This window comes from Streptomyces sp. N35 (genome assembly GCF_016464295.1).
Taxonomy (GTDB): Bacteria; Actinomycetota; Actinomycetes; order Streptomycetales; family Streptomycetaceae; genus Streptomyces.
This window is the reverse complement of the sequence record NZ_JAEIMH010000037.1, coordinates 54,159-74,489: the sequence shown is the minus strand read 5'-3', so window position 1 is coordinate 74,489 and position 20,331 is coordinate 54,159. Positions and strand designations below refer to the sequence as shown.

21 protein-coding genes are annotated in these 20,331 nt (G+C 69.9%); 7 read left to right on the top strand and 14 right to left on the bottom strand.

Features of this window, described 5'->3' with window-relative positions; genetic code table 11:
* Window positions 1-58: 58 nt before the first annotated feature.
* Window positions 59-1,432: a dipeptidase gene (locus JAO81_RS21255; RefSeq protein WP_199549483.1), complete on the top strand. Its 1,374-nt coding sequence runs from the start codon at window positions 59-61 to the stop codon at window positions 1,430-1,432.
* A gap of 321 nt (window positions 1,433-1,753) precedes the next feature.
* Complete coding sequence (locus JAO81_RS21250; protein WP_199549482.1) at window positions 1,754-2,821, top strand: amidinotransferase; 1,068 nt, start codon at window positions 1,754-1,756, stop codon at window positions 2,819-2,821.
* Between the two features lie 26 nt (window positions 2,822-2,847).
* Here JAO81_RS21250 and JAO81_RS21245 read toward each other — a convergent pair whose 3' ends face one another.
* Window positions 2,848-3,888 (bottom strand): NUDIX hydrolase, encoded by a 1,041-nt coding sequence (locus JAO81_RS21245; protein WP_199549500.1) that lies wholly within the window; start codon window positions 3,886-3,888, stop codon window positions 2,848-2,850.
* Window positions 3,889-4,000: 112 nt separating this feature from the next.
* On the opposite strand from JAO81_RS21245, the gene JAO81_RS21240 reads away from it, so the two are divergent.
* Together JAO81_RS21240 and JAO81_RS21235 are read left to right on the top strand one after the other, a co-directional pair.
* Window positions 4,001-4,216, top strand: a complete 216-nt coding sequence (locus JAO81_RS21240) for a hypothetical protein (RefSeq protein WP_165335271.1) — start codon at window positions 4,001-4,003, stop codon at window positions 4,214-4,216.
* A 188-nt stretch (window positions 4,217-4,404) separates the two neighbouring features.
* Window positions 4,405-5,130 (top strand): GAF domain-containing protein, encoded by a 726-nt coding sequence (locus JAO81_RS21235; protein ID WP_199549481.1) that lies wholly within the window; start codon window positions 4,405-4,407, stop codon window positions 5,128-5,130.
* 28 nt (window positions 5,131-5,158) lie between these two features.
* On the opposite strand, the gene JAO81_RS21230 is transcribed toward JAO81_RS21235, so the two are convergent.
* The 4 genes from JAO81_RS21230 to JAO81_RS21215 all read right to left on the bottom strand — a co-directional run bounded on the left by JAO81_RS21230 (window position 5,159) and on the right by JAO81_RS21215 (window position 9,672).
* On the bottom strand, window positions 5,159-6,079 hold the full coding sequence (locus tag JAO81_RS21230; RefSeq protein ID WP_199549480.1) for a carbohydrate ABC transporter permease: 921 nt from the start codon (window positions 6,077-6,079) through the stop codon (window positions 5,159-5,161).
* A complete protein-coding gene (locus JAO81_RS21225) occupies window positions 6,076-6,999 on the bottom strand; it encodes a carbohydrate ABC transporter permease (RefSeq protein ID WP_199549479.1) in 924 nt (307 codons plus the stop codon). The genes JAO81_RS21230 and JAO81_RS21225 overlap by 4 nt, the downstream gene beginning before the upstream one ends.
* Window positions 7,000-7,037: 38 nt before the next feature.
* On the bottom strand, window positions 7,038-8,330 hold the full coding sequence (locus tag JAO81_RS21220; RefSeq protein WP_199549478.1) for an ABC transporter substrate-binding protein: 1,293 nt from the start codon (window positions 8,328-8,330) through the stop codon (window positions 7,038-7,040).
* A 385-nt stretch (window positions 8,331-8,715) separates the two neighbouring features.
* On the bottom strand, window positions 8,716-9,672 hold the full coding sequence (locus JAO81_RS21215; RefSeq protein ID WP_199549499.1) for an ROK family protein: 957 nt from the start codon (window positions 9,670-9,672) through the stop codon (window positions 8,716-8,718).
* Between the two features lie 280 nt (window positions 9,673-9,952).
* Here JAO81_RS21215 and JAO81_RS21210 point away from each other — a divergent pair, with 280 nt between their 5' ends.
* A complete protein-coding gene (locus JAO81_RS21210) occupies window positions 9,953-10,942 on the top strand; it encodes a LacI family DNA-binding transcriptional regulator (protein WP_233415701.1) in 990 nt (329 codons plus the stop codon).
* Between the two features lie 513 nt (window positions 10,943-11,455).
* Here the strand turns inward: JAO81_RS21210 and JAO81_RS44015 are convergent.
* From JAO81_RS44015 to JAO81_RS21200, 3 genes are read right to left on the bottom strand one after another with little or no spacing between them, the layout of a single operon-like run.
* The gene (locus JAO81_RS44015; protein ID WP_374194324.1) at window positions 11,456-12,205 is read right to left on the bottom strand and encodes a hypothetical protein; all 750 of its coding nucleotides are present in this window, start codon (window positions 12,203-12,205) and stop codon (window positions 11,456-11,458) included.
* A 38-nt stretch (window positions 12,206-12,243) separates the two neighbouring features.
* A complete protein-coding gene (locus JAO81_RS44010) occupies window positions 12,244-12,543 on the bottom strand; it encodes a hypothetical protein (RefSeq protein ID WP_374194322.1) in 300 nt (99 codons plus the stop codon).
* Window positions 12,544-12,601: 58 nt separating this feature from the next.
* Window positions 12,602-13,891, bottom strand: a complete 1,290-nt coding sequence (locus tag JAO81_RS21200) for an aldolase/citrate lyase family protein (protein ID WP_199549476.1) — start codon at window positions 13,889-13,891, stop codon at window positions 12,602-12,604.
* Window positions 13,892-14,040: 149 nt separating this feature from the next.
* Between JAO81_RS21200 and JAO81_RS21195 the strand changes: the two genes are divergently transcribed.
* A complete protein-coding gene (locus JAO81_RS21195) occupies window positions 14,041-14,862 on the top strand; it encodes an endonuclease/exonuclease/phosphatase family protein (protein WP_374194321.1) in 822 nt (273 codons plus the stop codon).
* Between the two features lie 81 nt (window positions 14,863-14,943).
* Here JAO81_RS21195 and JAO81_RS21190 read toward each other — a convergent pair whose 3' ends face one another.
* The 4 genes from JAO81_RS21190 to JAO81_RS21175 form a co-directional block, all read right to left on the bottom strand.
* Window positions 14,944-15,906 carry an electron transfer flavoprotein subunit alpha/FixB family protein gene (locus JAO81_RS21190; RefSeq protein WP_199549475.1) on the bottom strand — a complete coding sequence of 321 codons (963 nt, stop codon included), beginning with the start codon at window positions 15,904-15,906 and terminating at the stop codon, window positions 14,944-14,946.
* 76 nt (window positions 15,907-15,982) lie between these two features.
* Window positions 15,983-16,768 (bottom strand): electron transfer flavoprotein subunit beta/FixA family protein, encoded by a 786-nt coding sequence (locus tag JAO81_RS21185; protein ID WP_199549474.1) that lies wholly within the window; start codon window positions 16,766-16,768, stop codon window positions 15,983-15,985.
* 252 nt (window positions 16,769-17,020) lie between these two features.
* A complete protein-coding gene (locus JAO81_RS21180; protein WP_199549473.1) occupies window positions 17,021-17,554 on the bottom strand; it encodes a flavin reductase family protein in 534 nt (177 codons plus the stop codon).
* A gap of 86 nt (window positions 17,555-17,640) precedes the next feature.
* Window positions 17,641-17,961 (bottom strand): thioredoxin family protein, encoded by a 321-nt coding sequence (locus JAO81_RS21175; protein ID WP_307813527.1) that lies wholly within the window; start codon window positions 17,959-17,961, stop codon window positions 17,641-17,643.
* Window positions 17,962-18,239: 278 nt separating this feature from the next.
* Here JAO81_RS21175 and JAO81_RS21170 point away from each other — a divergent pair, with 278 nt between their 5' ends.
* Window positions 18,240-18,968 (top strand): 1-acyl-sn-glycerol-3-phosphate acyltransferase, encoded by a 729-nt coding sequence (locus tag JAO81_RS21170; RefSeq protein WP_199549472.1) that lies wholly within the window; start codon window positions 18,240-18,242, stop codon window positions 18,966-18,968.
* A 12-nt stretch (window positions 18,969-18,980) separates the two neighbouring features.
* Here the strand turns inward: JAO81_RS21170 and JAO81_RS21165 are convergent, their stop codons facing one another.
* Both JAO81_RS21165 and JAO81_RS21160 read right to left on the bottom strand, forming a co-directional pair.
* A complete protein-coding gene (locus JAO81_RS21165) occupies window positions 18,981-19,673 on the bottom strand; it encodes a B3/4 domain-containing protein (protein ID WP_199549471.1) in 693 nt (230 codons plus the stop codon).
* Between the two features lie 31 nt (window positions 19,674-19,704).
* Window positions 19,705-20,304 carry a transglutaminase family protein gene (locus JAO81_RS21160; RefSeq protein WP_199549470.1) on the bottom strand — a complete coding sequence of 200 codons (600 nt, stop codon included), beginning with the start codon at window positions 20,302-20,304 and terminating at the stop codon, window positions 19,705-19,707.
* Window positions 20,305-20,331: the final 27 nt, after the last annotated feature.

Below are 20,331 nucleotides of genomic sequence, written 5' to 3'. Positions count from 1 at the left end.
GAATACGTGCACAACTTCCGCACACCTGTACAACGTCGCACCCACCAGGAGCGTGCCCATGTCGCCGAACCCGGCGCACGAACGGATCGCCGAGACCATCGCCGCCCTCATGCCGAAGGCGAAGCAGGAGCTGGCCGCACTGGTGGCGTACCGGTCGGTGGCGGACTTCGAGCAGTTCCCGAAGAGCGAGAGCGAACCCGCCGCGAACTGGGTCGCCGACGCACTGCGCACCGAGGGCTTCACGGACGTGGCGCTCCTCGACACCCCGGACGGCACCCAGTCCGTCTACGGTCTGCTGCCGGGCCCGGAGGGCGCGCCGACCGTGCTGCTGTACGCGCACTACGACGTGCAGCCGCCGCTGGACGAGCAGGCCTGGCTCACCCCGCCGTTCGAGCTCACGGAGCGCGACGGCCGCTGGTTCGGACGCGGCTCCGCGGACTGCAAGGGCGGCGTGATCATGCACCTCCTGGCGCTGCGTGCGCTGAAGGAGAACGGCGGCATCCCGGTTTCCGTGAAGTTCATCGCCGAGGGCTCCGAGGAGCAGGGCACGGGCGGACTGGAGCGGTACGCGGAGGCGCACCCCGAGCTCCTGGCGTCGGACGCGATCGTCATCGGCGACAGCGGCAACTTCCGCGTCGGGCTGCCGACCGTCACCTCGACGCTGCGCGGGATGACCATGCTCCGGGTCGAGATGGACACCCTCCAGGGCAATCTGCACTCCGGCCAGTTCGGCGGCGCCGCCCCGGACGCGCTCGGCGCGCTGATCCGCGTCCTCGACTCGCTGCGCGCCGAGGACGGTTCGACCACGGTCGACGGCCTGGCCGGCGACCAGACCTGGGAAGGTCTGCAGTACCCCGAGGACGCCTTCCGCGGTGACGCCAAGGTCCTCGACGGTGTCGAGCTGATCGGCTCGGGCACGATCGCCGACCGTATCTGGGCCCGCCCCGCCGTCACGGTCCTCGGCATCGACTGCCCGCCGGTCGTGGGCGCCACCCCGTCCGTGCAGTCGAGCGCCCGCGCCCTGATCAGCCTGCGGGTGCCGCCGGGCGCCGACGCCGCCGAGGCCACCAAGCTCCTTCGCGCCCACATCGAGGCACACACCCCCTGGGGCGCCCAGGTGCGCACCGAGCAGATCGGTCAGGGCCAGCCGTTCCGCGCCGACGTCAACTCGCCCGCGTATCAGGCGATGTCGGATGCGATGGCGGTCGCCTACCCCGGTCAGGAGATGCAGTACGCGGGGCAGGGCGGCTCGATCCCGCTGTGCAACACGCTGGACGCGCTCTACCCGGACGCGGAGATCCTCCTGATCGGTCTCAGCGAGCCGGAGGCGCAGATCCACGCCCCGAACGAGTCGGTCTCGCCGGACGAGCTGCGTCAGCTGTCGATCACCGAGGCGCTGTTCCTGCAGAACTACGCGGCGTCCAAGGCCTGACCGTCCGCCGGCCTCCACGGGCCCCGCTCTCCCGCTACGGTCCCGCCCCCCCGCGGGGGAGCGGGACCGTACTTTTTCGGCCACGTGCGCGACCGCCGGGCTTCGCCGCGATCAACGCGGGTACTCGGCGTGCCCGGCCCATGCGGCAGGACAGCAGGTCAGAGGCATGGCTGCGGGCGCCGGCGTAGAATTGGCCACAGTCGAGGGAGCAGTGTCGTGGGACAGAGCCTCGAAGCGAGAACGACAGCGGACCGCCCGGTACGCCCACCGCGTCCGCCCTCGCAGCCGTCCACGGATCCCGCAGCCGCACCACGATCCCCGGTGAGCTCCCACAACGAATGGGACCCGCTGGAGGAGATCGTGGTCGGCCGCCTCGACGGCGCCACGATCCCCACCGACCACCCCGTCGTGACCTGCAACGTCCCCTCGTGGGCCGGCCGGCTGCAGGGTCTGGCCGCGGGACTGCGGTATCCGCGCCGCCTGATCGGGCCCGCCCAGGACGAGCTGGACGGCTTCGTCGAACTGCTCGAGTCCCTGGGCATCACGGTGCGGCGGCCCGAACCGGTGGACCACAAACGGCGTTTCGCCACTCCCGACTGGTCCGCGCGCGGCTTCTGCAACACCTGCCCCCGCGACAGTCTCCTGGTCATCGGCGACGAGATCATCGAGACACCGATGGCCTGGCCCTGCCGCTACTTCGAGACCCACTCCTACCGCGCCCTGCTCAAGGACTACTTCCGGCGCGGCGCCCGCTGGACCTCGGCGCCCAAGCCCCAGCTGACGGACGAACTGTTCGAGCCGGACTTCAGCACCCCGGGCGAGGACGAGCCGATGCGCTACATCCTCACCGAGTTCGAGCCGGTCTTCGACGCCGCAGACTTCGTAAGGGCGGGCCGCGATCTGTTCGTGACCCGCAGCAATGTCACCAACCGGACGGGCATCGAGTGGCTGCGCCGGCATCTCGGCCCCGGCTACCGCATCCACGAGATCGACAGCAGTTGCCGCACCCCGATGCATATCGACACCACGTTCATGCCGCTGGCCCCCGGCAAGGTACTCATCAACCCGGCTTACGTGGACCCCGACCGGCTCCCGGAAGGCTTGCGTTCCTGGGACGTCCTGGTCGCCCCGGAACCCGATCCGATCGACGACCGACTGCTCAAGATCACGTCGATGTGCGGGCAGTGGCTGAGCATGAACGTCCTCATGGTGGACGAGAAACGGGTCATCGCGGAGCGCCACCACACGGGCATGCTGCGGGCCCTGGAGCGCTGGGGCTTCGAACCGATCCCCTGCGATCTGCTGCACTACGCGCCCTTCGGCGGTTCCTTCCACTGTGCGACGCTGGACGTCCGCAGGCGGGGCACTCTGGAGTCGTATCTGCCGTGAGCCGCTGGTGTGAGCCGTACGGTTCCTCAGCCGACCGGAACGCCGCCTTCCAGGTACATGGGCGCGCCCCGCTCCCGCGCACGCAGCGCCCACCGCAGCCGCTCGTAGCGCACCGGCGGCAGCAGGGCGGCGGCCTCCGTCTCCGAGACGAAGCGGCAGGCGCGCAGTTCCGGGCCGGGGAGCAGGGCCCGTTCCGCGGCGTCGGCGGGGAGCCGGCCGCCGTCGAAGAGCAGCCGTATACCGCCGTATCCCGGAGGGTGCGGCGCCTCCCAGTCGATGACCAACAGGCCAGGATTGCGGACCAGTTGGATGCCGGTCTCCTCGGCGACCTCCCGTATCCCGGCCGCGGCGGGTGCCTCACCCGGCTCGACCACACCGCCGGGGAACTCCCACCCCGCTTTGTACGTGGGATCGACGAGCAGCACGCGGTCCTGCTCGTCGAAGAGCAGGACGCCGGAGGCGAGCGTCTCCGAGGAGGGCTCGGGGGTCTGCACGATCTCACTCACCCCCGCGACCTCGGTGCGCACCGCCTCCGCGATCCGCTCGGCGGCCTCGCGCGGGCTCAGCACACCGGTGTCGAGAAGGTACGCGTCGGCCGCCAGCCAGGCGCCGAGTGCGTCGAGGTAGGGCTCGATGTGCTCCAACGACCACTGGCGCACCCGTGGTTCGCCGTCGGGGGTGTCCGGCACCTCGCGCTGGGCGATCCGCTCGCGCAGGATCGTTTCGGCCGGGGCAAGGAGCACATGGCGGACGGGGATGCGCCGTGCCGCGAGTCCGCCGAAGATCTCGTCCCGGTACTCCTGGTGAAGGAGCGTCATCGGGACGATCAGGACGCCGCCGACTTCGGCGTGCAGCGCGGCGGCGGTGTCGATCACCATCCGCCGCCAGAAGCCGAGATCCTGGTAGTCGCTCACTTCCGCCAGACGCTTGGGCGGCAGCAGCCGGGGCAGCGCTCCGCCGATGACCTCGGGGTCGAAGAGCGTGCTGTTCGGGATCAGGTCGAGCAGTTCGCGGGCGGTGGTGGTCTTCCCCGCACCGAACGCCCCGTTGATCCAGACGATCACGATTCCCCCTCTGCTACCGGCCCCCGTGTGGCTTGCCCGCTCCGCCGTGCCACGTAACCCCGTACGCGACGGGCGTGCGGGGTCTGGTCCGCGACCTGCGGGGTAACCGGGAGATATGACCGACATCGTGGATTCGGACGAACTGTTGAGGCGCATTCTGCGCGCCCGTGACTGGGCCGCACGCCAGGAGCACGACTGGCGCTCGCGCACCGCGGAGCTGGAACGGGCCGATCCCGACGAGGAGTTCGCGGCACAGGTCTACGGCTGCGCGTTCCAGGCCGTACGCAGCGTCCTCGACGAGATCATCGAGCCGGGGTCCCACGGCGTGTGAGCCCGGGCACTTTCCTGCGCGGGAGAGTCGGCCATGGCGGCACCTTAAGCAGCAGGCCGCGGGGTACTCACCCCGTTTCCAGGGACTGAGACGGCGACCTTTGCACCGACTTGCGTAAGTGAACGCCGCGGGGGAACCCGGACCCGGAAAGCCGTCTCCACCGAGGGGTTGCCGTGGAAGACCGATCGTTGGCAGAGCGCATCCGCGCGGCAGCGGATGAAGCGCCCGAGGAACGCCTGCCGCAGCGGATGTGCGCCGCGTTGTGCGAGGCGTTGCCGGTGGACGGGGCGACATTCTCGCTGTTGACGCACTTCCCGCAACGGCAGTTGCTGTGCGCTTCGGACGATGTCGGACTCAGGCTGGAGGAGTTGCAGTTCGAATCAGGCCAGGGCCCCTGCATCATGGCCTCGGCGACCGCCCATGTGGTGCTGTGGGAGGACGTGCGCGAACACCGCGCGCTGTGGCCCCTGTTCGGTCCGCTGCTGCGTGAGCACCTGCCGCAGGTCGGTGCCGTCTACGCCTTCCCGCTGCTGACCGGCGGCCAGTGCGTCGGCGCGATGGACCTCTTCCGCTACGAGCCCAAGCCCATGGACGACTTCACCGTGCGGGAAGCCCTGGCCGGCGCCGCCGAGATCGCCAAGGTGCTGCAGGTGCATGCGATGAAGCGTCTGGTCACGGATGACCTGCCGCCGTGGGAGCCGGCCGAGGTGATCGAGGCGCACTGGGGCACCACGCACCTCGCCACCGAAGTACTGGCCGAACAGTGGCGCGTCGGCCCGGAGGCCGCGCTCGACCGTCTGCGGGCCCGCGCCATCGCCGAAGGCATCCCCCTGCCCGACCTCGCCGCCAACGTGCTGGCCGGCGGCGCGGTGCCCGACGAAGTCGCCGACGCGTGGCCGGAGCAGCCTGAATGACGCGGAGTCCCCGGCGGGTTGCCGGCCCCTAGCCCTTCGACGACCCCAGCGTCAGTCCCGCGATGAAGTGCCGCTGCAGCAGCAGGAACACGATGATCGTGGGCGCCGCGACGATCACGGAACCCGCGGCGAGCAGGTTGTGGTCGGTGAAGTACTGGCCGCTGAGGTTGTTCAGGGCCGAGGTGATCGGCAGCTTGTCGCCGGTGTTGATGAACACCAGGGCCCAGAGGAAGTCGTTGTACATCCAGGTGAACTGGAGCGTGCCGAGCGCCGCGAGCGCGGGCCGGCACAGCGGCAGGGTGATCCGCCAGTACTGGGTCCACACGCCGGCGCCGTCCACGATCGCCGCCTCGATGATCTCCTGCGGCAGCGTGCGCATGAAATTGGCGAGCACGAACACACAGAAGCCCAGCTGGAATCCCACCTGGACGGCGAGCACCGCCCAGTAGGAGTCGTACATCAGGTACGAGTCCGACATCCAGTAGGGCAGCTCGATCTGGTTGAACAGGGCATACAGCGGCGTGATGATCACCTGCTGGGGCAGCAGGTTGCCCGCCGTGAAGAGCATGACGAGCACGATGCCGCCGCGCATCCTCAGGCGCGAGACGGCGAACGCCACGAACGACGCGAGGAACAGCACGATCAGTACGCCGGGCACGGCGATGATCAGAGTGTTGATGAAGTACTTCGTCATCTCCGAGTCGTTGAACGCCTGCTTGTAGTAGTCGAACGACAGGGACTTCGGCAGCGAGAAGTAGCCTTCCTCGGCCGTCTCGTCGTACGGCCGCAGCGAGGCGTACACCGCGAGCAGCAGCGGGGCGAGGAAGCCCAGCGAGACGGCGGTGAGGAAGATCTGCGTACCCCAGCGGCCGCGGCGCCGGGGGCGGGCCCCGGGCGCGGACACCCGCTCGGTGGTGGCCGTCGGCGCGGGTGCGGGTGCGGCACTCAACGGTTCTTCTCCCCTCGGAGCTCCTGGACCAGATACGTCACGACGAATCCGAGGGAGAGGACGAGCAGCACCACGGCGATGGCCGAGCCGAACCCGATCCGGCTGGCCTCGCCGATGATGTTGTCGGTGACCAGCACGGACAGCAGCTCCAGGCCGTTTCTGCCTCTGTTGATGGCGTAGACGATGTCGAAGGCACGCAGCGCCTCGATCACCGTGATCACCATGACGATGATGTTGACCGGCCGGAGCGTCGGGAAGACCACGCGGAAGAAGGTCTGGCGTTCGTTGGCCCCGTCGATCGCGGCGGCCTCCTTGAGGGAGGCGTCGACCGCCTTGAGTCCGGCCAGATAGAGGATCATCACGTAGCCGGTGTGCCGCCAGGCCGCGGCGATCATCACCATCCAGATGTTGATGTCCGGATCGCCGATCCAGTCGATCGGATTGTCCTGCCGGCCGAGCAGCGCGTTGAGCGCTCCCTGGTCGCGGGAGAACACCAGCTGGGCAATGAAGCCGACGATGGCGAGCGACAGCACGACCGGCAGGTAGATCGCCGACTGGTAGAAGCGGCTGAAGCGCACACCGCGGTCGATGAGCACGGCGAGGAACAGGCCGAACGGCGTGGCCACCAGGCCCAGGAAGCCGAGCCACATGAGGTTGTGGCGGACGGCGGGCCAGAACTGCGGGTACTCGGTGAACGCGGTCCTGTAGTTGTCCAGGCCGACCCAGCCGATATCGCTGACGCCGTCGTAGTTGGTGAAGGACAGGCCGATGGAGGCGAGGGTCGGGCCCCAGACGATGAGCGGGCGGACCAGGAGGGCCGGGCGGAGCAGGCCCCGGAGGCGGAGGGGGCCGGGGCGGTTGCCCCGCCGCGCGCCGCGCCGCCGCCGGCCTCGATCGCCCCGCGTGGAGGTGAGCGACACGGGTGTGAACTCCCAGTACGTAAGGGTGAGTCGGTGGCTCAGGCGGCGGCGAAGACGGTCTTCTTCTGTCGCTCGATGTCGTTGACGAGGCCGTCGACGTCCTTCGGGTTGCCGATGAAGCTCTGCAGCGCCGGGATCATCACCGTGGAGGCGAAGTCCGGCCGGGTGTCGCGATCGAGGAACTGGGAGATCTGCTGGGCACCGGAGACCAGCTCGACGGCCTTCTTCTGCAGCTCTGTGTACTTGCCGGTGTCGGCGCCCTCGTGGACGGCGATGTTGCTCGGGTCGTGCGTGAGGTAGATGTTCTCGGCCTCGGCGGTGGCAAGGAACTTCAGGAGGTCCTTGGCCGCGTCCATCCCTTTGTCGTTCTTGAGGTTCTTGCCCTTCTTCGCCAGCAGGAAGCCGTCGATCGGCGCCTCCACCGCGTCCTGGCCGTGCTCCGGGTTGATCTCCGGGAAGGCGAAGAAGTCGAGGTCGTCGCGCTCGTCGTCCGGGAACTGCTGGCCCGGTTGCGGCAGGCCGAAGACCGCCATGCCGGCCTCGCTCTTCTGCAGTCCCTGCGCCGCTTCCTGCCAGGTGCGGCCGTTGGCGCCTTCCTGGTGGTACGGCATCAGCCAGCGCCAGGTGTCGAAGACCTCCTTGACCTCGGGACCGTTCCAGGCCTTCTCGCCGGCCATCAGCGCCTTGTGGAACTCATAGCCGTTGATGCGCATGTCGAGGTAGTCGAAGGTGCCCATGGCGGGCCAGCCGTCCTTGTCCGCGAAGGCGATCGGGACGAGCTTGTCCTTCTGCATCTGCTTGGCGAGAGCGACGTAGGCGTCAAGGTCCTTGGGCGCCTCGTAGCCGTACTTCTGGAAGACGCTCTTCCGGTGGAAGACGGCCCACGGGTAGTAGTAGTACGGCACGAAGTACTGCTTGCCGTCCTCGCCCGTCGACTGGTCCTTGATCGCGTCGGTGAAGCCGTCGAAGCCGGACCACACATCGGATATGTCGTGCAGCAGGTTCTTCTTCGCGAAGAACTGCATCCGGTATCCGGCGAACCACATGAAGACGTCGTCCGGGGTGCTCTGCAGATAGCGGTTGATGTTCTCCTGGAACGAGTTGTGGTCGACGGTGTTGACCTTGACCTTGCGGTCGTCCTTCGACTGCTTCTCGTACGCCTTGAACGCTTCGGCGTACGCCTTCTTCGGCACCGGGTCGGAGGCGTTGGATCCCATGGCGACGGTCTTGCCGGCATCGGCGGGCCCACCGCCGCAGGCGGTCAGCAGGGAAGGCAGTGCGACGGCTCCGGCACCAAGGGCGGTGCCGCGCAGCAGAGTCCGCCGGGACATCCGATGTCCTGCACCGTTTCGGGGTCCGCCGCGGAGCGCACCCTGCCCAGTGAACGATGACTCTGTCATGTCCCTCTCCTTGATTGACTCGTACTGCCGTCGGGCGAACCCAACACAATCGAACGGGAGGCTTGGATCTCACTGCCAACCTGCAGGTTGGTCAAGAGGTGCGGCAGGACAAGGGCGAACCGTTATCGCATCGCTTCCAACAGACTTGAACACCGCCTACCGTAAACGCGCGGCATGGCACAGCCATGACAACTGACAACCGGTGTGAGTACGGAGGAACGTGACGATCCATCACGTTCACACCCGTCACCCTGGTTCAGAAAATGATCGGAGCGCTGGGGTATCGCCCCACTCGGCGCACCCCGTGGGCTCACCCTTATGCGGGCGCGCCCGCCCCCACGCGCGCACCGTTCCCGAGCGCCGCCGCGGCCGCACCGACCAGGCCGGCATCGGTCCCGGTCATCGCGGGAGTGACGGTCAGGTTCCGCACGAAGGACAACGTGGCGTAGTCGCGCAGGGAGCGGCGCAGCGGCGTGAACAGCACGTCGCCGGCCTTCGCCACTCCCCCGCCGATCACGGCGATCTCTATCTCGACCAGCGTGGCCGTCGCGGCGATCGACGCGGCGAGCGCCTGGGCCGCCCGCTCGAACGAGGCCAGCGCGACCGGATGACCAGCCCGCGCCGCCGCCGCCACCGCCGCCGCCGAGGTGTCGCGGTCGGCGCCCGGCCGCCAGCCGCCGTCCAGCGCGCGACGGGCGATATTCGGTCCGCTGGCGATCCGTTCGACACAGCCGCGCGCGCCGCACGGGCACGGGTCTCCATCGAGGTCGACGCTGATGTGGCCGATGTGGCCCGCGTTGCCGGTCGGTCCGGGATGCAGTTTTCCGCCGAGCACGAGGCCGCCGCCGACGCCGGTGGAGACGACCATGCACAGCGCGTTGTCGTACCCCTGGGCCGCACCCTGCCAGTGCTCGGCCGCGGTGATCGCGACCCCGTCACCGATCAGCTCGACGGGGAGCCCGCCGGCGAGTTGCCGGACCCGGTCCACCAGCGGATAGCCGCGCCAGCCGGGGATGTTGACCGGGCTGACCGTACCGAGCGAAGCGTCCACGGGACCCGCGCTGCCGATGCCCACGGCTTCCGCGCGCGCCCACAGCGGCGAGGCGGCGAGCTCGCCGAGCACCTGCTCGACGGCGCGCATCACCGTGTCACCGTCCTCCTGTGCGGGCGTCGGACGCTGCGCACGGACCAGGATCCGGCCGGCGCCGTCCACGAGCGCACCGGCGATCTTGGTGCCGCCGATGTCGAGCGCGGCGACGAGGTGGTTCTGCATCACGGTCGGTCTCCTGGTCGGTGAGAGCTCCCCCTGGCCCCCAAAGACACCACTTCTCCAGGTCGCAGAGGCAGGTCGACAGTCTCTCCCGGGCTGACAACGTTGTCTAGGCTCTATGCTCGACGCCACACGTATGCGATCCCTCCAGGTCCTGTCCGTCGGGCTCGGCCAGGTGGCGCGTACGGCTGAACAGCATGCGCACCGAGCACTTGAGGACAGGACGGCATACGTGGCGGAATCAGCCAGGGGGACCGAGAGCCGCTACGGCAACAGGCCCACCATGAAGGACGTCGCCGCACGCGCGGGAGTCGGCCTCAAGACGGTCTCCCGGGTCGTCAACGGAGAGTCCGGGGTGACACCCGACACCGAACGCCGGGTCCAGGAAGCCATCGAGGCGCTGGGTTTCCGCCGCAACGACAGTGCACGCGTGCTGCGCAAGGGCCGGACCGCGAGCATCGGTCTCGTACTGGAGGATCTCGCCGACCCGTTCTACGGTCCGCTGAGCCGCGCGGTCGAGGAGGTGGCGCGAGCACACGGCGCGCTGCTGATCAACGGGTCGAGCGCCGAGGACCCGGACCGCGAACAGGAGTTGGCGCTGGCGCTGTGCGCGCGGCGGGTCGACGGCCTGGTGGTGATTCCCGCCGGTGACGACCACCGCTATCTCGAGCCGGAGATCAAGGCCGGGGTCGCCACGGTGTTCGTGGACCGTCCCGCCGGGCGGATCGAGGCGGACACCGTGCTTTCGGACAACTTCGGCGGAGCGCGGGACGGCGTCGCGCATCTGATCGCCCACGGACACCGGCGGATCGGCTTCATCGGCGACCAGCCGCGCATCCACACCGCGGCGGAGCGCCTGCGCGGCTACCGTGCGGCGATGGAGGACGCCGGTCTGGCGGCCGACGACGCGTGGGTGTCCCTGGGCACGACCGACGCGGGCCGGGTGCGCACGGCGGCCGAGGCGATGCTGACCGGTCCTGACCCGGTGACGGCCATATTCGCGGGCAACAACCGCGTGACCGTCACGGTCGTACGGGTCCTCGCCGGCCTGCCCCACCCGGTCGCCCTGGTCGGGTTCGACGATTTCGAGCTGGCCGACCTCCTGCAGCCCGGTGTGAGCGTCATCGCGCAGGATGCGGCGGCGCTGGGGCGGACGGCGGCGGAGCGGTTGTTCAGGCGGCTCGACGGGGCGCAGGATGTGGCGCCGGAGCGGATCGAGTTGGCGACGCGGCTGATTGCGCGTGGGTCCGGGGAGTTGCCGCCGGCGGCGTAGTGCCTGGTGGGTGCGGGTGGAGTGGGTGCGAGTGGATGGCGCCGGGGGCGCCGGGGGCGACGAATAGGAGCCCCCGGGAACCCCGGGATACGCCCACTTCCAAGTCCCCCACCCCGCCCCTTCCCGAAACCGGGCCTCCGCCCCGGACCCCCGCATCCGAACTTCGTTCGGACCTCCTCAAACGCCGGAGGGGCTGAGGTGATCCACACGTTGGTCCACTCGCCGTGGGTCTCGCGGCGGCCCGGATTCGACTGGCAGGAGAAGTAGTTGGTGCCCGCGTCGAGGACTCCGGCCTCGCTGCCGGATGCCGTGTACGACGTGGCGGTGCGCCAGACCTGACAGTCGTACTTGCCGCCGCCGCTCGCCGCTCCCCCGCCCGTTCCGCCTCCGTCAGAGCCGCCGGAGCCCGAGCCGCCGCTGCGCGAACCGCCGCCGTCCGTACCGCCGTTGCTGATCCCGCGGTGGTTCCGCCGTCGCCGCCGGCCGGCTTCGAGGGCATCGGCGTCTCCTTGTCTACCGCCTTGGATCCGTTCGGTTTCGGCGAGGCGCTGTCCCGTGGCGATGCCTCGTCCGTCGTCGGCTCCTTGCCGTCCGAAGACTCGGCGCCAGGTCCCGGAGTGCGCTGCTGTGCGGCCGAACTCCCCGGCGTATCGGAGCCGGGGAGGAGGAACCCGCGGCCCGCGGCGGCGGGGACGGCAACCCCCGCCGCGACCACGAGCGCGGACCGAGCCGCGGCGCCGCGGCTCGGGCGGGGGCGCGGAGGTCACGACAGGGTCGGGCTACTGCCCGGCAGACGGCCCGAAGCCCGGCGGCCCCGGGACCCGGCCGGTTCACCTCCGTGGGCACACGCGGGACGCTCGGCACGGCCCGCAGCGCCACCGTGGGTTCGCCGTCCGGCGCGGAGTCCGCGACCTCGCACAGCAGCCGCGCCGCACTATCCGCATCCGGACGCGCCTGCGGTCCGGACGCGCCTGCGGGCGTGGAGGGAGCCGACGAGTTCGACGCTGCGGGAATCGGGGCTCCCCCTGCTAGAGCGAAGCCGAGAGCTTGGAGAAGGGTGGAGGAGTCGTCGCCGGGGTCCTCATCGTGGCGATACCCGGAGTCCGTGAGGATGACGCCCCCGTCGCCCGCCAGCAGGACGTTGGCGGGCTTGACGTCGCGGTGCAGCACTCCGGCGCGGTGTGCGGCGGCCAGCGCGTCCATCACCTTGGCGCCGATGCCGACCGCTTCGCGGGGGCTCAGCGGCCCCCGTTCGCGCAGCACCGCGTCGAGGGACAAGCCGTCGACCAACTCCGAGACGATCAGCGGCCGTCCGCCTCCACCACATCGCACACCGCGACGACTCCAGCGTGGCGGACCCGGGCCGCGGCGCGGGCCTCGCGCCGCATCCGTACGCGCAGCACGGAAAGTTCGGGCGCGGCCGCGTCCAAGTAGGTGCGCAGCTCCTTGACCGCGACCTCGCGGCCGAGGATCTCGTGAGCAGCGCCGGACGACGCCCATGCCGCCGCGCCCGAGCTGTGACACCACCGGTAGCGGCCGGCAAGGGCGCTCCCCTCGCCCGGGTTCCCCCCGAAGACACCACTGCCCCGTCCGTCCGTCACGCGTCGACTCGCGTACAGACCACGGGGCAGCGGTGACAGCCGGACCGGCTGCCGGGCGTTACTTCGCGGAGGCGGTGAGGTCCGCTCGGCGCGGGCCCGAGTACGTCTGCAGGCGGGCCAGGGTGAGGCCGGTGAGGCGGGTGACCTCGCCGGTGTCCAGGGCGCCGCAGTCCAGGCCGCGCAGCAGGTAGCCGGCCAGCGCCTTGGCGGTGGCGGGCTCGTCCATGACGGCGCCGTCGACGTGGTTGGCGTAGGCGGCAAGGCGCTTGGCGGCGGCCTCGAAGCCCTCGCGGTAGAAGGCGAAGACGGCGGCGTAGCGGGTCGGGATGTGGCGCGGGTGCATGTCCCAGCCCTGGTAGTACGCGCGGGCCAGGGCGCGGCGGGTCAGGCCGTAGTGGAGGCGCCAGGCCTCGTGGACCTGCTCGGTCGTGCCGATGGGCAGCACGTTGGTCGAGCCGTCGGAGACACGGACGCCGGTGCCGGCCGCGGCCACCTGCATGATGGCCTTCGCGTGGTCGGCGGCCGGGTGGTCGCTGGCCTGGTAGGCGGCGGAGACGCCGAGGCAGGCGCTGTAGTCGAAGGTGCCGTAGTGCAGACCGGTGGCTCGGCCCTCGGCCGCGTCGATCATCTTGGCGACGGTCGCGGTGCCGTCGGCGCCGAGGATGGACTGGCTGGTCTCGATCTGGATCTCGAAGCCGATACGGCCCGGGGCGAGCCCGCGCGTCTTCTCGAACTGCTCGACCAGGCGCACCATCGCGGTGACCTGCTCGGGGTAGGTCACCTTCGGCAGCGTGAGGACCAGACCCTCGGGCAGACCGCCGGCCTCCATCAGACCGGTGAGGAAGACGTCGAGGGTGCGGATGCCGCGGTCGCGGACCGGGGCCTCCATGCACTTCATCCGGATGCCCATGTACGGGGCGGCGGTGCCGTTCTTGTACGCGTCGGCGATCAGCTGCGCGGCGCGGGCGGCGTCGGCGTCCTCGTCCTTGCCCTTGTAGCCGTCCTCGAAGTCGACCCGGAGGTCCTCGATCGGCTCGCGCTCCAGCTTGGCGCGTACGCGGTCGTACACCGGCGCTGCGAGCTCGTCGCTCAGTCCGAGCAGCTTGGCGAAGGTCTCGGCGTCGGGCGCGTGCTCGTCGAGCGAGGCGAGCGCCTGGTCGCCCCAGGACCGTATGGTGTCGGCCCGGAAGACCTCACCGGGCACGTACACGGTGTGCACGGGCTGACGGGTGCCGGGGTCTCCCGGGTAGCGGCGCTCGAGCTCCGCGTCGACCGGGGCGAGGGAAGCGCTGATCTCCTCGCTGAACGCACCCGCGAGGCTCGTCGCCACCTTCTCTTGCTGACCCATTCCCGCACCCTCCGCTTTCGTGCTCCGCTGAGCGTTCACTCTGCAAGTTTCCGCTCCACGGAATCAACAATCCGTATAGCGAAGTTATCCGGGGACCTTCCCGCTGGTCAACACCCTCTTGCGCCGCCGCCTCACGGGGCATCGTCACCGTGAACCCCGTCCCTCTCATCGTGACCGCAACACGAGGAGTCCGCGTGCCGACCGATGTCATGTCCTTCAACCTCCGCCACGCCGGGGGCAGGCCCCCGAACAGCTGGGCGGAGCGCCGCCCCGCCATGGCCGCACTGCTCCGTGCGGCGAACCCCGCCGTGATCGGTACCCAGGAGGGCCTCTTCCAGCAGCTCAGGGACATCGAAGCCGACCTCGACCGGCGCTACGCCTGGATCGGCACCGGCCGCAGCGGGGGCAGCCGCGGGGAGTTCATGGCGGTCTTCTACGACGCGGGGCGGCTGGCTCCCGTGGAGTACGAGCACTACTGGCTCTCGGACACCCCGGACGTCATCGGCTCCAACACCTGGGGCGGCAGCTCGATCCGCATGGTGACGTGGGTGCGGCTGCGGGATCTGTGGACCGGCGGCGAGTTCTACGTGGTGAACACACATCTCGACGTGTCCAGCGGGCTCGCCCGCACACGGTCCGCCGAACTCATCGTGCGCCGGCTCGGCGATCTCGACCGGTCCCTGCCGGTGGTCCTGACCGGCGACTTCAATGTGCCGGCCCACGCGGATCCGGTGTACGACACGCTGCTCGGCGCGGGCCTCGTCGACAGTTGGGACAGCGCCGAGCGGCGGGGCACGGCCTACGCGACCTTCCACGGCTACGGGCCGCTGGTCCCGGACGGCGACCGGATCGACTGGATCCTCACCTCTCCCGGTGTGCGCACGCTCTCGGCCGAGATCGACACGTTCTCGCTCGGCGGTCAGTTCCCGAGCGATCACCTGCCCGTACGGGCGCGGCTCGCGCTGCCGTGAGGAGGCGGCCGGCGGCGCCGTGAACAGACCGAAGGCCCCCGGGATCCGCGTACCGGATCCCGGGGGCCTTCAGGGACGAGCTCAGCCCTTGCGGGTCTCGATCTCCTGGGTCAGCTGCGGGACGACCTCGAAGAGGTCGCCGACCACGCCGTAGTCGACCAGGTCGAAGATCGGGGCCTCGGCGTCCTTGTTGACGGCCACGATGGTCTTCGAGGTCTGCATACCGGCGCGGTGCTGGATCGCACCAGAGATGCCGTTGGCGATGTACAGCTGCGGCGAGACCGACTTACCGGTCTGGCCGACCTGGTTGGAGTGCGGGTACCAGCCCGCGTCCACAGCGGCACGCGAGGCACCGACGGCGGCACCGAGCGAGTCGGCCAGCTTCTCGATGATCGAGAAGTTCTCGGCGCCGTTGACGCCACGGCCACCGGAGACCACGATCGCGGCCTCGGTCAGCTCCGGGCGGCCCGTCGACTCACGCGGGGTGCGCGAGACGACCTTGGTACCGGTGGCGGCGGCCGAGAAGGAGACCTCCAGGGCCTCGACGGCGCCGGCGGCCGGCGCGGCCTCCACGGCGGCCGAGTTGGGCTTGACCGTGATGACCGGGGTGCCCTGCGAGACACGGGACTTGGTGGTGAAGGAGGCGGCGAACGCGGACTGCGTCGCGACCGGACCCTCGTCACCGGCCTCCAGGTCGACGGCGTCGGTGATGATGCCGGACTTGATGCGGACCGCGAGACGGGCCGCGATCTCCTTGCCCTCGGCGGACGACGGCACCAGGACGGCGACCGGCGACACGGCGGCGTACGCGGCCTGCAGCGCGTCCACCTTCGGTACGACGAGGTAGTCGGCGAACTCCGGGGCGTCCGCGGTCAGAACGCGGGTCGCGCCGTGCTCGGCGAGCGCGGCGGCGGTGTCCGCGGCGCCGTTGCCGAGCGCGACGGCGACGGGCTCGCCGATGCGGCGGGCCAGGGTCAGCAGCTCCAGGGTGGGCTTGCGGACGGCGCCGTCGACGTGGTCGACGTAGACGAGAACTTCAGCCATGGGACTTCTTCTCTCCTGCAAGTACGAAGCTTTTGGGGGCGGTTGCCGGGCTCAGCGAGCCATGGCCACGCAGGGCCTAGATGAACTTCTGGCTCGCGAGGAACTCGGCGAGCTGCTTGCCGCCCTCGCCCTCGTCCTTGACGATCGTGCCGGCGGTGCGGGCCGGACGCTCGGCCGCGGAGTCCACGGCGGTCCAGGCACCCTCGAGACCGACCTCGTCGGCGTCGATGTCCAGGTCGTCGAGCTCCAGCGCTTCCACCGGCTTCTTCTTGGCGGCCATGATCCCCTTGAAGGAGGGGTAACGGGCCTCGCCCGACTGGTCGGTGACCGACACGACGGCCGGGAGCGCGGCCTCGAGCTGCTCGGAGGCGGTGTCGCCGTCACGGCGGCCCTTGACGGTGCCGTCCTCGACGGAGACCTCGGAGAGCAGCGTGACCTGCGGAACGTTCAGACGCTCGGCCAGGATCGCCGGCAGCACGCCCATGGTGCCGTCGGTGGAGGCCATACCGCAGATGACCAGGTCGTAGCCGGTCTTCTCGATCGCCTTGGCCAGCACCAGCGAGGTGCCCATGACGTCGGTGCCGTGCAGGTCGTCATCCTCGACGTGAACGGCCTTGTCGGCGCCCATCGACAGCGCCTTGCGCAGCGCGTCCTTGGCGTCCTCGGGACCGACGGTCAGCACGGTGATCTCGGCGTCGTCCGCCTCATCGGCGATCTGGAGCGCCTGCTCCACCGCGTACTCGTCGAGCTCCGACAGCAGGCCGTCGACGTCGTCGCGGTCGACGGTCAGGTCATCGGCGAAGTGCCGGTCGCCGGTGGCGTCGGGCACGTACTTCACACAGACAACGATCCTCAAGCTCACGCCGGCTCTCCTACTGCATCGTCTTGACTGGGCTGGCTGCTGCCTCGTACCAGGCAGCATAGGCGCCTGGAGCGGCGGATCCCGGACGGGGCGGCCCGCGCTCCGCTCGGAATGTTACTAGTCAGTACACCGTGCACTTACCCATTGAGCAAGCGCTTAGAACTGTGACCTTCCCAACGGTGGCACAGAGTGTCAATGCAGGTGGGGCGAGTGCGGTACGAAGGGCACGTGAGCCGCCCCACATCCGGGGCGTCAGGCCTCGCGCAGGCCGTTGAAAGCGCCCCCGTGGTAGAGCAACGGGCTTCCCTCGCCCGATGCGTCGCCCGCGACGGCCTCGGCCACGATCAGGCGGTGATCGCCGGCCGGGACGCGGGCCAGGATGCGGCAGGTGAGCCAGGCCAGGACTCCGTCCAGGACCGGGACCCCGTGCGGACCCTCGTGCCACGAGGTGGGCGGGGCGAAGCGGTCCGCACCGCTGCGCGCGAATCGCGCGGCCAGGTCGCGCTGGTGCTCGCCGAGTATGTGCACGCCGATGTGGTCGGTTCCGGCGATCGCCGGCCAGCTGGAGGAGCCGGTGCCGGCGACGAAGGAGATCAGGGGCGGGTCCGCGGCCGGGGGGGTGAGCGACGTGGCGGTGAAGCCGACGGGCCGCTCCCCCTGCGCGGTGATCACCGCGACGCCGGCCGCGTGCCGCCGGAACACCGCACGCAGCAGCTCGGGCGAGCCCGGCTGCACGGGCGGGGTGTTCCCGGTGGGCTGCGCGGGCACGGCGTACTCGATCGACATGCCCTCAGGTTTTCGATACGTGTCCGATGCAGTCAAGTCGCCCCCGAGATCTGGGAGAAGGCTCACGGGGCGCTTCCCGGCCTCCGTCACACCGCCGCCCCGAGCGCGGCGATCACGTCGGCCTTCCGTGGCTGGCCACTGGCCCGCCGTACGACGCGGCCTGCGGCGTCCAGGACCAGCACCGTCGGGGTGCGGTCGATCTCCAGCTTCCGCGTCAGCTCCAGATGGTCCTCGGCGTCGATCTCGATGTGCCCGACACCGGGGACCATCGCGGAGACCTCCGCCAGCACCCGCCGGGTGGCCCGGCACGGCTGGCAGAACGCGCTGGAGAACTGCACGAGCGTGGCCCGCTCCCCCAGCGCGGTCCCCAACTCCCGCTCCGAAAGCGCCTCCCAGCCTGGCTGCACCGTGTTTCTCCTGCCGTTTCGAGGGCACTTCGCCAGGTGCAGCGTTCGGCGGACCGGAAAGATTCCCGGCCCGTGCGGCGCGCCCCGAGGGGGGTTGCCCGGTGTACGGCGTGAGTTCCGCTTGCGTACGTGATGAGAATCTCTCGCCACCCGGGGCGTTCAGGGTGGCTGTTCCGGTCGGCATGGGGCACGATCTCGCCAAGCCCTGAAACCTACGGGCGCGTAAGTTCGAGCCCGGGAGACCCCGTCCCAGGCCAACGGAAGGGTCTCCCTCACCCATGGCAGAACTCGTCTACCGCCCGGTCATCGGAGCAGCGCTGACCATGTTCAAGGCGCTGGATCTGAAGATCGACCTCAAGGGCTCGGAGCACATTCCGCGTACGGGTGGGGCTGTCCTGGTCAGCAACCACATCAGCTACATGGACTTCGTCTTCGCCGGGCTCGCGGCCCGTCCCCAGAAGCGTCTGGTGCGGTTCATGGCGAAGGACTCGGTGTTCCGCCACAAGATCTCCGGGCCGCTGATGCGCGGGATGAAGCACATTCCGGTGGACCGCGCGCAGGGCGAGCTGGCTTATGCCCACGCCCTGGACTCGCTGCGCAAGGGCGAGGTGATCGGGGTGTTCCCGGAGGCGACGATCTCCACCTCGTTCACCCTGAAGAGCTTCAAGTCGGGTGCCGCGCGTATGGCGCAGGAGGCCGGGGTCCCGCTGATTCCGGTGGCGCTGTGGGGCACGCAGCGGGTGTGGACCAAGGGGCGGCCGCGCAATTTCAAGCGCTCCCACATCCCCGTCACCATCCGCGTGGGTGAGCCGATCGAGGCTCCCAAGGACCAGTTCGCGGGCGCGATCACACGGCGCCTCAAGGACCGCGTACAAGAACTCCTCGAGGCGGCTCAGCGCGCCTATCCCGTACGCCCCAAGGGCGCGGACGACACCTGGTGGGTGCCCGCGCACCTCGGCGGTACGGCCCCGGCGCCCGCGCAGGCACGCGAGGCCGAGGCCGGCTGAGCCGGACTCCGCTTACTCCGGGGCCCGCACGGTGAGCTGGGCCCCGGGGCTGAACTTCTCGAGCAGTTCGGCCAGTTCCGCGCCGGCCTGCTCCAATTCCGTACGGCTCATCGGCGCGAGGGATTCCAGCAGGAAGATCGCGCCGGTGGACTCCTCGGTCAGCCGCGTACGCGGCCCCTGGCGCCAGTTCCAGCGCCGGCAGGTGACGCCTTCATCGTCGCACCAGACGATCTCGCCGGAATCCGGGTGCTCGACGATCCGCTCGCCACCCGCGACCGTCACGAAGTCCTCGTCGCCCGTGGCCCTCACGAGACGCATCCCGCCCTTGATCCGCGCCAGGTCCTCGCCGCCGACCGGGATGAGGTGGGCGACGCTGACCGCGTTGTAGAGATCGACGAGCAGATTGATCCTCGGCAGCCCGCCGTCGGCGAGCGCCCTCTTGGCCGGCGCTTCCGCGGAGTTGCGGGTGCGTGACGGCTTGGACCCGAAGGCCGTGTACGCCGCCCGCCAGGCCGTCATGTGCGGGTCCTCGTGCGGCGCCTTGCCGTCGAGCCGCTCGGCGAGCCGTCGTGCGGCTTCGTCGAGCAGGGCCGAACTCGCTTCGGTGGACGGCCCGTTGACCAGGCCGTGCGCCTCGATGGCGAGATGCGTGAACCCGGGCACGAGGGCGCGCACCTCGTCCGACACGGTGAGCTGGAGCGTCATGGTCCGCCTTGGATCGTGAGCCTGGGCGCGGTCACAGCGCCTCCGGGAGCGTCTTCCACAGGTACGGCCGGTCGGGGGCAGCCTTGAGGGCCGCGAGAACAGCCGGGTGCGGTTCACTGAACAGTACCGGATAGTCCACCTCAGTGAACTCCGCGCGCGGTGTCCACTCCAGCCGCTCCCCGTCGGCCGAGAACTCGGCGCCCAGTCCGGGCCTGTTTCCGCGCGGGTCCTGCCGATGCCAGGCACCGTCGAGCCGCACGGCGATCAATCCGTGCACGACGAAGCCGGTGTCGGGGGTGTCGCCGAGCGTCAGACGCTGATACGCGAACGCGGCAGGGATGGAGGCAGCCCGCAGCAGGGCGACCAGGGCATGGGACTTGGCGTGACAGATACCGGTGCGCTTCTCCAGTACGTCGGATGCGCGCCAGGTGACGCGGAGATCACCCACGTCGTTCGAGTGCGGAATGGTGTCGCGTACGAACTCATAGGCCGCCTTGGCGTATGAGTATGCATCAGTGTGGTCTTCACGAAGCCGGGCCACCGTCGCACGGACCAGCGGATGCTCATGGTCGATGACCTCGTCGACAGCGAGGTACGCGGAGAGTTCGGGGTTCTGCTGGATCAACTCCATGATCCGAAGCGTAGGTATGCAGCCGGG

What these genes read in the sequence shown, in the direction of transcription:
- JAO81_RS21255 (WP_199549483.1), top strand. Translation starts at nt 59, where the DNA reads ATGTCGCCGAACCCGGCGCACGAACGGATCGCCGAGACCATCGCCGCC.
- JAO81_RS21240 (WP_165335271.1), top strand. Translation starts at nt 4,001, where the DNA reads ATGACCGACATCGTGGATTCGGACGAACTGTTGAGGCGCATTCTGCGC.
- JAO81_RS21220 (WP_199549478.1), bottom strand. Translation starts at nt 8,330, where the DNA reads ATGTCCCGGCGGACTCTGCTGCGCGGCACCGCCCTTGGTGCCGGAGCC.
- JAO81_RS21215 (WP_199549499.1), bottom strand. Translation starts at nt 9,672, where the DNA reads ATGCAGAACCACCTCGTCGCCGCGCTCGACATCGGCGGCACCAAGATC.
- JAO81_RS21210 (WP_233415701.1), top strand. Translation starts at nt 9,953, where the DNA reads ATGAAGGACGTCGCCGCACGCGCGGGAGTCGGCCTCAAGACGGTCTCC.
- JAO81_RS21200 (WP_199549476.1), bottom strand. Translation starts at nt 13,891, where the DNA reads ATGGGTCAGCAAGAGAAGGTGGCGACGAGCCTCGCGGGTGCGTTCAGC.
- JAO81_RS21190 (WP_199549475.1), bottom strand. Translation starts at nt 15,906, where the DNA reads ATGGCTGAAGTTCTCGTCTACGTCGACCACGTCGACGGCGCCGTCCGC.
- JAO81_RS21180 (WP_199549473.1), bottom strand. Translation starts at nt 17,554, where the DNA reads ATGTCGATCGAGTACGCCGTGCCCGCGCAGCCCACCGGGAACACCCCG.
- JAO81_RS21170 (WP_199549472.1), top strand. Translation starts at nt 18,240, where the DNA reads ATGGCAGAACTCGTCTACCGCCCGGTCATCGGAGCAGCGCTGACCATG.
- JAO81_RS21165 (WP_199549471.1), bottom strand. Translation starts at nt 19,673, where the DNA reads ATGACGCTCCAGCTCACCGTGTCGGACGAGGTGCGCGCCCTCGTGCCC.
- JAO81_RS21160 (WP_199549470.1), bottom strand. Translation starts at nt 20,304, where the DNA reads ATGGAGTTGATCCAGCAGAACCCCGAACTCTCCGCGTACCTCGCTGTC.